The following is a 12,480-nucleotide window of genomic DNA, read 5'->3' as shown; positions in this document are numbered from 1 at the left end:
CAAGCTCAGCCCCCAGGGCCCGCTCGATCAGCGCCTTCTTGAACGCCATCGACAGGTCCTGCACCGCCTCCGCGGTCATCGGGCCTTTAACGAATTGATCTACCAGGTCTGCCGGAATCGACGGCAACTCGCGCAGGGGAAGTCTCTTCTTTGTGGCCATACACATGCTCCTTGAGCGGTATGTTAGGCCTCAAACACAAAATTTATGACACTCCCTTTTGCGGCTTACGTGGTGTCTTGCGTCGGGATGATGACGCTCTCGCGTGTGGAAAGGCCCCCCATCCGATGCTATTGCACGGCTATCGGCACCACGAAAAGGGCGCTATCCGGTGCGATTGCGCGGCTGCCAGCACCACGACTGTTGTCGGCGGCGCACGCGCTCGTCACGCGCAAGCCAGCCCTCAACGCGCCGCCATTACCCCCTCCCCCTTCGGAGCGGAACCACCAGAAAACCGCTCGCCACCCGCGCGCAGCGCACCCGCTTCACTTTCAGATGCACAGACGCCTATCGTGGCCGCCCGCGCGGCCGCGATGGGCAGCCCCGCAAATTCCCTTCCCCGCACCCGGCTCTAGCAGCGCGACAAGCCCAGACGCTCGTAGCCCCTCGGGCGGGCGGCCCCGATGGCGGGCAACCTCGATGCGCCCGACGGAATCCGAAGGAGTCGCCGAAGGCGAGGACGAGGATGAGGCAGGGGAAGTCCGGAGCGAACGCTCCGGACCGCAATCGTGGGCGCCCGCCATCGGGGCCGCCCGCCCGAGGGGCGACCTACGAAGACCGACTCATCATCGCTAACAGCACCTAACGCAATGCTCGAGCAATGAACAACTAACGATTGGCCGCCACAGCCTCCGCCCCAGGAACCGGATTCCCCCACCCGCCCCCGATCGCCCGAATCAGATCCACCGCCGACCGCGCCTGCTCACCGCTCAATTGCACGGCCACCCGCTGCTGCAGCAGCACACTGCGATCCGCTTCGATCACGTCGAGATAGCTGATCGAGCCTTCGCGGTATTGCGTGTGCGAGAGCTTGGCGGCGCGGGCCGAGGCCTCCACCGCGGCGTCCTGCGCGCGGGTCTGGTCGGCCAGGATGCGCAGGTTGGACAGGTTGTCCTCGACTTCGCGGAAGGCGTTCAGGACCGTCTGGCGGTACACCGCCACGTCTTCCTCGTACACCGCGCGGGCGCGGTCCAGGCCGGCCTGGCGGCGGCCGCCGTCGAAGATCGGCATCGACAGCGCGGCGCCGACCAGCGGGCCTAGCAGGAACGTGCGGCTCGACCATTGGAACAGGTTGCCCAGCTCCGACGACTCGTAGCCGAACGCGCCCGTGATGTCCAGGCGCGGGAAGAACGCCGACTTGGCCGCGCCCACACGGGCATTGGCGGCAGCCATGGCGCGCTCGGCCGCGGCGATGTCGGGGCGGCGTTCCAGCAGCGTCGACGGCAGGCCGGCCGGGATCGACAGCGCCACCTTCTCGATCGGCTTGGGCGGCATCGCGAACTCCGACGGCGCGCGGCCCAGCAACACGGCCAGCGCGTGTTCGCCGGCGGCGCGGCGGCGGTCGATCCCCAGCGCTTCCGATTGCGCCGAGGCCAGCTCGGCCTTGGCGCGCGCCAGGTCCAGCTCGCTGATGTCGCCCGCGTCATAGCGGCGCTGGATCAGTTGCAGCGTCTCGGTGCGCAGTTGCACCGTCTGGCGGTACAGCGCGGCTTCGGCGTCCTGCTCGCGCACCAGGAAATAGGTGGTGGCGACATCGGCCTGCAGCGCCAGCAGCACCGAGCGGTACAGCGCCTCGCTCTGCTGCGCATCGGCGGTGGCGGCGTCGGCGGTGGAGGCGACGCGGCCGAACAGGTCGGCCTCGTACGACACCGTGCCTTGCGCGCGCCAGGTGGTCACCGGCCGCGTCGGCGTGCCGTCAGGCAGGCCTTGCGACACTGCCGAGGGGCGCTGGCGGTTCGGGCCGAAGCCCGCGTCCAGGCTGGGGAAGAAGCCGGCGCGGGCCTCGCGTTGCAGCGCGCGGGCCTGCGTCAGGCGGGCGGCGGCGGCCTGCAGGTTCTGGTTGGCCTTCAGGGCCTCTTCCTGCAACTGGTTCAGGCCTTCGTCGCCGAACACCTTCCACCATTCGCCGCGCAACTGCTCTTCCGAGGGTTGGGCGGTCTTCCAGGTGCCCGCTTCCGAGGCGGGCAGGGCGGCTTCCTTGTAGGCCGCCGGCGTGGCGGCCGCGGGCCGTTCGTAGGTCGGACCCACCGCGCAGCCGGCCAGCACGAGCAGGACGGCAAGCAGGGCGGAACCGCGGATCAGTCTTTTGGTCTTCATGACGATTCTCTTGGGCGCGCGCCCCGCCGTTCGGGACGGGACGCGCTGGCTATTTTTGCGGGCCGGATCAGGCGTTGTGCTGCGGCGCGGGCGGCGCGTGCGGGTCGATGTGCGGCACGCACACGGGCGCTTCGTGCGGCGCGGCCGAGTGCAATTTCTTGCCGCCCATCGAACGCAGCAGCACGTAGAACACCGGCGTCAGGAACAGGCCGAACAGCGTCACGCCGAGCATGCCGAAGAACACCGCGACCCCCATGGCGTGGCGCATTTCCGAACCGGCGCCGGACGACAGCACCAGCGGCACCACACCCATGATGAAGGCGATCGACGTCATCAGGATCGGACGCAGGCGCAGGCGGCTGGCCTCGATCGCGGCTTCCAGCGGCGAGCGGCCGTTCATTTCCAGCTCGCGGGCGAATTCCACGATCAGGATCGCGTTCTTCGCCGACAGCCCCACCAGCACCATCAAGCCGATCTGGGTGAAGATGTTGTTGTCGTTGCCCGTCAGGTAGACGCCGGTCAGCGCCGCCAGGATGCTCATCGGCACGATCAGGATCACGGCCAGCGGCAGGGTCAGGCTTTCATACAGCGCGGCCAGCACCAGGAACACCAGCAGCACGCTGATCGGGAACACCCACAGGCCGGCGTTGCCCGCCAGGATCTGCTGGTACGTCAGGTCGGTCCACTCGAACTTCACGCCGCGCGGCAGGGTTTCCGCCGCCACGCGCTCGGCCGCGGCCTGCGCCTGGTTGGTCGAGTAGCCCGGGGCCGGACCGCCGTTGATGTCGGCGGCGGTGTAGCCGTTGTAGCGCACCACCATTTCCGGACCGAAGGTCTGCTTGACCGTCACCAGCGACGACAGCGGCACCATGTCACCCGCCGCATTGCGGGTCTTGAGCTGCAGGATGTCGTCGGCGTGGGCGCGGAACGGCGCATCCGCCTGGGCCCGCACCTGGAACACGCGACCGAACCGGTTGAAGTCGTTGACGTACATCGAACCGAGGTAGATCTGCATGGTGTCGAACACTTCCGTCACCGGCACGCCCAACTGCTTGGCCTTGACCCGGTCCAGGTCGACGTCCAACTGCGGCACGTTGATCTCGTAGCTCGAGAACGCCGGGCCCAGTTCGGGCGTCTGGCGCGCCTTGGCCAGGAACGCCTGCTTGGCCTTGTCCAGCTCGGCATAGCCCAGCGCCGAGCGGTCTTCCAGTTGCAGCTTGAAGCCGCCCAGCGTGCCCAGGCCGAGCACCGGCGGGGGCGGGAACACGGCGATGAATGCCTGCTGGATGGCGCCGAACTTCTGGTTCAGCGACGCGGCGATGGCGTTGCCCGACAGCGCCGCGCCCTTGCGCTCTTCGAACGGCTTGAGCGTCACGAACACGATGCCGGCGCTCGAGCTGTTGGTGAAGCCGTTGATCGACAGGCCCGGGAAGGCGATGGCGCTCTGCACGCCAGGCTCCTTCAGGGCGATGTCGCTCATCTGGCGGATCACCTCTTCGGTGCGGTCCAGCGAGGCGCCGTTGGGCAACTGCGTGAAGCCGATCAGGTACTGCTTGTCCTGCGCCGGCACGAAGCCGCCGGGAACCAGGTACGACACGCCGATGGTGGCGGCCACCAGCACCGCATAGACGCCCATGGCGCCGGCCTTGCGGCGGATTACGCCGGACACGCCCACGCCGTAGTTCTCCGAGGCGCGGCCGAACATGTTGTTGAACCAGTTGAAGAAGCGGCCGAACACGCGGTTCATGCCCCGCGTCAGCCAGTCCGGCTTGTCGTGGTGGCTCTTGAGCAGCAGGGCCGACAGGGCCGGCGACAGCGTCAGCGAGTTGAAGGCCGAGATCACCGTCGAGATGGCGATGGTCATGGCGAACTGCTTGTAGAACTGGCCGGTCAGGCCCGTCATGAACGCCAGCGGCACGAACACCGCGCACAGCGTCAGCGCGATGGCGATGATGGGGCCGCTCACCTCGCGCATGGCGCGATAGGTTGCATCCCGCGGGCTCAGGCCCGCCGCGATGTTGCGCTCGACGTTTTCCACCACCACGATCGCGTCGTCGACCACGATCCCGATGGCCAGCACCATCCCGAACAACGACAGGGCGTTGATGGAATAGCCGAACATCAACAGCAGGCCGAACGTACCCACGATCGACACCGGCACCGCCAGCAGCGGGATGATGGACGCGCGCCAGGTCTGCAGGAACAGGATAACTACCAGCACCACCAGGGCGATGGCTTCCAGCAGCGTGTGCACCACGGCCTCGATACTGGAACGCACGAACTGGGTCGGGTCGTATTCGATGCGGTATTCCACGCCCGGCGGGAAGTCCTGGGCCAGCTCGACCATGGCGGCGCGCACTTGCGACGACACGTCCAGCGCGTTGGCGCCCGGCGATTGCATGATGCCCATGCCCACCGCCTGCTTGTTGTCCAGCAGCGAACGCAGGCCGTATTCCTGGGCATCCAGTTCCACGCGGGCCACGTCGGACAGGTGCGTCACGGCGCCGTCGGGCGAGGTCTTGAGGATGATGTCGCGGAATTCCTCTTCGGTCTGCAGGCGGCCGCGCGCATTCACGTTCAGTTGCAGCGGCACGTCGCCCTGGGTGGGGGAAGCGCCGATCACGCCGGCGGCGACCTGCACGTTCTGCTCGCGGATGGCCGCGACCACTTCGGCGGCGGTCATGCCGCGCTGCGCGACCTTCTGCGGGTCGAGCCACACGCGCATCGAGTAGTTGCCCGCGCCCCACACCGTCACTTCACCCACGCCGGTAATGCGCGCCAGGCGGTCCTTGATGTTCAGGATCGCGTAGTTGCGCAGGTAGGTGATGTCGTAGCGGTCGTTGGGCGAGATCAGGTGCACCACCAGCGTCAGGGTGGGCGAGCTCTTGGTGGTCGTGACGCCCAGCCGCTGCACGTCCGGCGGCAGGCGCGGCAGCGCCTGCGACACGCGGTTCTGCACCAGTTGCTGCGCCTTGTCCGGATCCACGCCCAGCTTGAAGTTGACGGTCAGCGTCAGGTTGCCGTCGCTGTTGGCCTGCGACTGCATGTACAGCATGTTTTCCACGCCGTTGATGGATTCCTCCAGCGGCGAGGCGACGGTTTCGGCGATGACCTTGGGGTTGGCGCCCGGATACTGCGCGCGCACCACCACCGAGGGCGGAACCACTTCCGGGTATTCCGAGATCGGCAACTGGAACATGGCCAGCAGGCCGCCCAGCAACACCAGCACGGACAACACCCCGGCGAAGATCGGCCGGTCGATGAAGAATTTCGAGATATTCATGAACGTTCTCGTTCTGCTTTGCGGTTCACCGGCGGCTTAGTTGGCGGCCGCCGTCTTGACCGGGTTGCGTTGCGCCGCGACCATCGGCACCACGGTCGGGCTCACGGCGTCGCCGGGGCGCACGCGCTGCAATCCATTGACCACGATGCGTTCGCCTGGGGCCAGGCCGGAGTCCACGACCCGCAGGCCTTCCTGGTTGGCGCCCAGCTTGACCTGGCGGTAGTTGGCGTGGTTCTTGTCGTCCAGCACCAGCACGTAGCGTTTGTCCTGGTCGGTGCCGATGGCCTTCTCGTCGATCAGCACGGCGCTGCGCGGCTCGCTGCCGCCCAGGCGGATGCGGGCGTACAGGCCGGGCAGCAGGGTGCCGTCGGCGTTGTCGAACTCGGCGCGCACGCGGATGGTGCCGGACGTGGCGTCCAGGCGGTTGTCCACCGATTGCACGAAGCCGGTGCGCGAATAGCCTTCCTCGTTGGCCAGGCCCAGCTCGACCGGCACCGAGCCGGCCTTGCCGTTGCGGGCCGGGTTCACGTACTTCAGGAAGGTCTGTTCGTCGACGTCGAACGAGGCGTACATCTTCGAGACCGACACCAGTGTGGTCAGCGGCACCGAGGTGGCGCCGGCGGCGACCACGTTGCCCACGGTGACTTCCGCGCGCGACACGCGGCCGGCGACCGGCGCCTCGATGCGGGTGTAGCCCAGGTTGAGCTTGGCGTAGTCGAGCGCGGCCTGCGCGCCCTGCAGGTTGGCCGCGGCTTCACGCGCGGCGTTCTGCTTTTCCTCAAAGTCGCGGCGGGCGATGGCGTTGTCGGCCAAGAGGCGCTGGCCGCGCGCCAGTTCGGTGGCCGTATACGAGGCGCGGGCCTTGGCGGCGGTCAGGGCGGCGGCGGCGCGGTCCACTTCGGCCGCGTAGGGGCGCGGATCGATGGTGAACAGCACGTCGCCCTTCTTGACGATGCTGCCGTCCTGGAAGTGCACGGCGGTCAGGGTGCCGGAGACCAGCGGACGGATGTCCACGCGGTCGATGGCTTCCAGGCGGCCGGAATAGCGCTGCCAGTCGACGATGGTCTTGTTGACCACTTCCGCCACTTCGACAGGGGGCGCGGCGGGCGCGCCCTGCGCCTGGGCCGCATTGGCGCCCGCCGGGGCGCGAAACAGGGCGTAGCCACCGCCGGCCGCGATGACGGCCGCGAAAACGACGAGCATAGCAATACGATTACGCGAAACCATGATGTTCCTTGTGGGTGATGTCGGGGTGAAGCGCGCTTGCCGGGGACCGCGGGGGGCGGGGAGGCGGCGGGGGCGGGCATCGCGGCGGGTCTGGCAGTCCTGAAACACCGATGTCATATTGCAGTGCAACATGCAACGCGGTTACGCTTCCCTGGTGAAATCCGTCTATTTGGGGACGGGTTCTACCGGGATCGGAATCTGAGGATTGACAGGCCCTGGGATGGCGCCGGGCGGCACGGGCACTTCAAGATGGTTTGCATTCTGAGTGTTTTACGGGCGCGGATAAACACTGCTATCTCGGCAACACTGTTCGGTGGATTTGTCTAATCCCGGGCGGTTTCGGGTTATGCTCCGTACACCCCGACCAAATTGCCCTTAAAGGACACCGTCGCCATGGACCGTTTTCAGGCTATGCAGGTGTTTGTGCGCGTCGTGGACGCCAATAGCTTCACCCGGGCGGCCGACAGCCTCTCGCTTCCGCGCACCACCGTCACCACCATCATCCAGAACCTCGAACGCCTGCTGGGCGTGCGCCTGCTCAACCGCACCACCCGCCGCATTGGCCTCACGCCTGATGGCGCCGGCTATTACCAGCACTGCGTGCGCATCCTGGCCGACGTCGAGGAAACCGAGGCCTGCTTCCAGGAAGCGGCGCTGCGCCTGAAGGGGAGGCTGCGCATCGACGTACCGACCTGTATCGGCCGGCTGATCCTGATTCCCTCATTGTGTGATTTCCACGACAAGTACCCCGACGTCGAGCTGGTGCTCGGCCTGGGCGACCGGCCGGTGGACATGGTGCAGGAGGCCGTCGACTGCGTCATCCGCGCCGGCGACCTGGAGGATTCCAGCCTGGTGGCGCGCCGCATCGGCACGCTGCAGACCGTGACCTGCGCCTCGCCGACCTACGTCGCCCGCCACGGCATGCCGCAGACCATCGAGGAACTGCGCAATCACCACGCGGTGCATTATTTCTCCAGCCGCACCGGCCGCAACTGCGCCTGGGACTTCAAGATCGACGGCAAGCACCAGGAAGTGGACATGCGCGGAACCGTCGCGGTGAACGAAGCCGGCGCCTACCTGGACTGCGGCCTGAAGGGCTTCGGCCTGATCCAGACGCCGCGCTACATGGCGCTGCCGTACCTGCAGTCGGGCGAGCTGATCGAGGTGCTGCCGCAATGGAAGCCCAGCGCCACCGCGATCTCGGTGCTGTATCCGCAAAGCCGCCAGCTTTCGCCCAAGGTGCGCGCGTTCGCCGACTGGGCGGCCGAACTGTTCGCCAGTTGCCCGCTGCTCAGCGGCCGCGACGAGACCGATCCGGCCGCCGCCAGTTGCGGCGTGTTCCAGCAGCGCCAGATCAGCCCCGCCAGGCAGATGGCCGTGGCCGGCGTGGCCGCCGCCAACGAGCCCATGCCGCGCCGCCGCTCCGCGCGCGAAGAGGCCGCCGAATACGCCCTGTAGACGGGGCTCGGCGGTCCGCGTGGCGGGCGCGAAAGCGTCCGCCACGCTGGCAAGTCGCCGGCAAAATCCAGCAACACCGGGAAACCCCGTAGTAAATACGGGGCTTGTGTCCCTCGTATTTCGCGAAACGTCTGTATAGTCCGACAGTCAAAGCCTCAACGCATTCACTGTCGATCCGCTCTATGCAGCCTGTACTCCCCGCCTACCTGATCGCCCGTTGGCTTTTGCTGCTCGTCCTGTTGGCGGGGGTATATTTCCTCAGCGGCTTCCTGGTCCCCGCGCTGGCCGCGTTGATCATCGGCCTGGCCAGTTGGCCGCTTTACCAGCGCCTGGTCGAGCGCTGCGGCGGCCGCACCGCGCTGGCCGCGTCGCTGGCGCTGCTGGTGGTGATCGTGGTGCTGATCGTGCCGCTGTCGCTGGCGCTGTCGTACGCCATCAAGGAAGCCAGCACCTTCTTCGCCTGGGCCATCGCCGCCAACCGGCATGGGGTCGACGTTCCCAATTGGATCACCTCGATGCCGGTGGTCGGCGACCGCCTCGGCGAATACTGGCAGGCCTACATCGGCCAGCCGCATGCGCTGGGCGCGCTGGTCGAGGCCGTCAGCGGCGAACACCTGGGCAACATCTACCGCATGGTGCTGGCCGCCACCGGCAACGTGTTCCAACTGCTGCTCACCGTGCTGTTCATGCTGATCACGCTGTTCTTCGTCTACAAGGACGGCGTGCGCATGGTGGCCCAATTGGATGTGCTGGGCGAACGCATCCTGCCGGCGCGCTGGCAGCGCTTTTCGCGCGTGGTCCCGGCCACCATCAACTCCACCGTCACCGGCATGGGCCTGATCGCGCTGGGCGAGGGCGTGGTGCTGGGCATCGCCTACTGGGTCGCCGGCGTGCCGTCGCCGGTGCTGCTGGGCGTGGTCACCGGCTTCATGGCGCTGATCCCCGGCGGCGCGCCGCTGTCGTTCACGCTGGTGTCGCTGTATCTGGTCGGTTCCGGCCACATGGTGGCGGGCATCGCGCTGATGGTGTGGGGCAGCGTCGAATTGTTCATCGTCGACAAGACGCTGCGCCCGCGCCTGGTGGGCGGCCCGGTCAAGCTGCCGTTCCTGCCGACCTTCTTCGGCCTGGTGGGCGGCGTGAAGACCATGGGCATCGTCGGGCTGTTCGTCGGCCCGGTGCTGATGGCGCTGTTGGTGGCCGTGTGGCGCGAGTGGGTGCACCACGAGGAAGTCGAACGGGATACCGCACGGATCAAGGCGGGCGCGCTGCCCGACAAGACACCGACAGGCGGGCAGGCCTGAAGGGCCAGGGTCCCTGGCCGCCGGTTCTGTTGCGAATACGCCCGAGCGGCCGCGCGTTTGGGTGTAATCTAGCTCTCCCGCGATCGCCGGCGCCTCGTCCGGCACGCGCCTGCCCTGTGCGCAGACGCTTTGCAGCTTACGCCGCGGGGTCTGAGGGGTTGGCAGGTTCATCATGTCCGGGTCGTTGCAAGAAGATGAGTTAGCGGTCCTGCGCGAGCAGGGTTTCGTGGTCGCGCGGCAGTTCGCCGACCCCGCCGAGGTGGCGGCGCTGCGCGCGCTGGCCGAGCGGCATCTGCGCGAGCACATCGCGCCCATCGAATACGAGGCGGACCTGCGCTATCCCGGCGCGCCCGAGTCACGCAATGCCGAAGGCGGCCTCACCGTGCGGCGCCTGCTCAGCGCCTACGGGCGCGATCCTTTGTTCGCGCAATGGGCCACCCATGCGCGCATCGGGCAATCGCTGGCCCGCTATTTCGGCGAGACGCCGGTGCTGTCCACCGTGCACCACAACTGTGTGATGACCAAGCATCCGGCCTATGGCAGCCTGACCGGCTGGCACCAGGACATCCGCTACTGGTCGTTCTCCGACACCGACCTGGTGTCCTGTTGGCTGGCGCTGGGCGACGAGACCTGGGACAACGGCGGCCTCTCGTTCATTCCCGGTTCGCACGCGGCCGCATTCCAGCCGGCGCAGTTCGACGAGAAGAAATTCTTCCGCGACGATGCGCCCGAAAACGCCGAATGGATCGCGCGCGCCGTCTGCCCCGAGCTGCGCGCTGGCGACCTGGTGTTCTTCCATTGCCGCACTTTGCATGCGGCCCAGGGCAACCGCAGCGATCGCGTCAAGCTGTCGCTGGTGCACACCTATCATCCGCAGTCCTGCCATCCGCTGGCGGGCACCCGCTCGGCAAGCCAGCCGGGCGTGCCGCTGGCCGCGGCAGGTTGCGTTTGATAATCGGGATTAGCTATTAATAATTGAATTACAATTAATTGGTGTGCGATACGCGCGATTGCCGCCGGCAAGCCGGCAACCGCGCGCTCCAACCTGCGCGCACGTTACTTCCTCAATAGGCTGTTTCCCGTGCCCAAAAGCAAGCCCGACAATACGGACAAGACGCAGGCGGCGACCGAGACCCGGTCTTCGCTGTTTGTAGGCTCGACCGAAAAAGCCTTCCAGGTGCTGCATGCTTTCGACGGCCCCAAGCGCCACATGACGCTGGCCGACATCGCGCGCGCGTCGGGCCTGGACCGCAGCGCGACGCAACGCCTGGTCTACACGCTGGAAATGCTGGGTTATCTGCGCCGCATTCCGGACACGCGCAATTACGGACTGACGCCGAAGGTGCTGCAGTTCTCGTACAACTACGTGCGCGCCAATGAGTTGATCGACAAGGCGTCGCCCTATCTGCTGGACATCAGCCGCACCCTGGGCGAAACCACCAACCTGCAAGAGCTGGACGGGCACGAGATCGTGTTCGTGGCCCGCTTTCCCGGCCATCACCTGGTCAACGTGGACATCGCCGTGGGCAGCCGCCTGCCGGCCTTTTTCACCGCGTCGGGCACGGCGATCCTGTCACGCCTGTCGGATGAGCAGCGCCGCGAAATCCTGGCGCAGACCCGCCTGGAGCCGATCACGCCCTACACGGAAGTCAATCCCGACAAGCTGCTCGAACGCGCGCAGCGCGTGGCCGAGAAGGGCTACGCGATCATCGTGAACGAAACTGTGCTGGGAGATATTTCGGTGGCGGCGCCGGTGATCGATCATCGCGGATTGGCGGTGGCGGCGATCAACATTTCCGTGCCGACGACGCGATGGACCGTTGCCAGGGTCGAGGCGGAGTTGGCGCAGCACGTGCAGGTGGCGGCCACGTCCATCTCCAAGTCCAAGTTCTCGGCGTATTCGAGGTAAGGACCGGGCGCCGTCGATCGATCGCACCCAGTCCTTCCCGAATCGCCTGGCTCAAACGCCTTCGAACTCCGCCAGCAACGGCTTGACCACCGCGCGCAAGGACGCCTGCAGGTCGGCCCCGGGCTGCACCAGGGGATCCAGGACTTCCGGCGCATCGACGCCGATCAGGTCCATCACGGACTTCATCGGTCCGGGATTGGTCTCGGCGAACGCAAGGTTCATCAGCGGGATCAGGCGGCGGTGCAGCAGCATGGCGTCGCGCGTGTGGCCTTCGGCGGCCAGGTCATAGACCTTGCGCCAGGCCTTGGGCAGCAGGCTCGCCGTCACCACGACGCCGCCTTGGGCGCCGGCGGCCAGGTGAACCGGCAGCAGCGTGTCCTCGCCGCTGAACACGGCGAATGATTCGTCCACGCCGGCCACCGTGCGCAGGAAGTGGTACATGTCCGTGTTGCAGGCCTTCATGCCGATGATGTTCGGGTGGCGCGACAGTTCGTGCAGCACTTCCGGCGCGATCGCGATGCGCGTGCGATACGGGATCTCGTAGATCATCACCGGCAGCGGCGATGCGTCGGCGTAGCGCAGGAAATAGTCGCGGATGCCGGCCTGGGTGGGGGTCGTGTAGTAGGGCGTCAGCACCATCAGCGCGTCGGCGCCCGCGTCGGCGAACTCGCGGCCGGCCTGCAGGGCGTCGTGAAAGCCCGGGTCCAGCACGCCGGGGATCACCGGCACGCGCTTGGCCACGGCATCCACCGTCAGCTTGCACATGCGGATGCGTTCGGCCCGCGCCAAAGCACCGTATTCGCCCGTGCCGCCCAGCGGCACGATGCCGTCGATGCCCTGCTTGAGCAGGTAGGCGATCAGCGCCTGGGCCGCCGGGGCGTTGATAGTGTCGTCGGCGTTGACCGGGGTGGGAATCGCGGGAAACACGCCGCGCAGGTGGCTTGCATTCAACATGGAAAAATCCTGATGGAAGGGAAACGGCGCCGCG

General features: G+C 67.0%; 8 protein-coding genes and 1 pseudogene. 4 read left to right on the top strand and 5 right to left on the bottom strand.

All coding sequences use genetic code 11. The annotated features are described in order from the left end of the window. The 4 genes and pseudogenes from HV783_RS18155 to HV783_RS18140 form a co-directional block, all read right to left on the bottom strand. Positions 1-160 (bottom strand): annotated as a pseudogene (locus HV783_RS18155) (IS256 family transposase); the annotation flags it as partial. 666 nt (positions 161-826) lie between these two features. Beyond that, positions 827-2,314, bottom strand: a complete 1,488-nt coding sequence (locus HV783_RS18150; protein WP_175167004.1) for an efflux transporter outer membrane subunit — start codon at positions 2,312-2,314, stop codon at positions 827-829. A gap of 67 nt (positions 2,315-2,381) precedes the next feature. Next, positions 2,382-5,597, bottom strand: a complete 3,216-nt coding sequence (locus HV783_RS18145) for an efflux RND transporter permease subunit (protein ID WP_054500511.1) — start codon at positions 5,595-5,597, stop codon at positions 2,382-2,384. Between the two features lie 36 nt (positions 5,598-5,633). Then, positions 5,634-6,824, bottom strand: coding sequence for an efflux RND transporter periplasmic adaptor subunit (locus HV783_RS18140; RefSeq protein ID WP_081273391.1), 1,191 nt, complete (start codon positions 6,822-6,824; stop codon positions 5,634-5,636). A 393-nt stretch (positions 6,825-7,217) separates the two neighbouring features. Here HV783_RS18140 and HV783_RS18135 point away from each other — a divergent pair, with 393 nt between their 5' ends. The 4 genes from HV783_RS18135 (at position 7,218) to HV783_RS18120 (ending at position 11,492) form a co-directional block, all read left to right on the top strand. Then, the gene (locus HV783_RS18135; RefSeq protein ID WP_144655639.1) at positions 7,218-8,282 is read left to right on the top strand and encodes a LysR family transcriptional regulator; all 1,065 of its coding nucleotides are present in this window, start codon (positions 7,218-7,220) and stop codon (positions 8,280-8,282) included. Between the two features lie 182 nt (positions 8,283-8,464). Beyond that, positions 8,465-9,583, top strand: a complete 1,119-nt coding sequence (locus HV783_RS18130) for an AI-2E family transporter (protein ID WP_175189612.1) — start codon at positions 8,465-8,467, stop codon at positions 9,581-9,583. A 172-nt stretch (positions 9,584-9,755) separates the two neighbouring features. After that, positions 9,756-10,535, top strand: coding sequence for a phytanoyl-CoA dioxygenase family protein (locus HV783_RS18125; RefSeq protein WP_054500513.1), 780 nt, complete (start codon positions 9,756-9,758; stop codon positions 10,533-10,535). A gap of 129 nt (positions 10,536-10,664) precedes the next feature. After that, on the top strand, positions 10,665-11,492 hold the full coding sequence (locus HV783_RS18120; RefSeq protein ID WP_054500514.1) for an IclR family transcriptional regulator: 828 nt from the start codon (positions 10,665-10,667) through the stop codon (positions 11,490-11,492). Positions 11,493-11,543: 51 nt separating this feature from the next. Here HV783_RS18120 and dapA read toward each other — a convergent pair whose 3' ends face one another. Next, on the bottom strand, positions 11,544-12,446 hold the full coding sequence (gene dapA / locus HV783_RS18115; RefSeq protein ID WP_175189611.1) for a 4-hydroxy-tetrahydrodipicolinate synthase: 903 nt from the start codon (positions 12,444-12,446) through the stop codon (positions 11,544-11,546). Positions 12,447-12,480: the final 34 nt, after the last annotated feature.

Source organism: Achromobacter dolens, from assembly GCF_902859745.1.
GTDB lineage: Bacteria > Pseudomonadota > Gammaproteobacteria > Burkholderiales > Burkholderiaceae_B > Achromobacter > Achromobacter dolens.
This window is presented reverse-complemented; position numbering and strand designations above follow the sequence as displayed.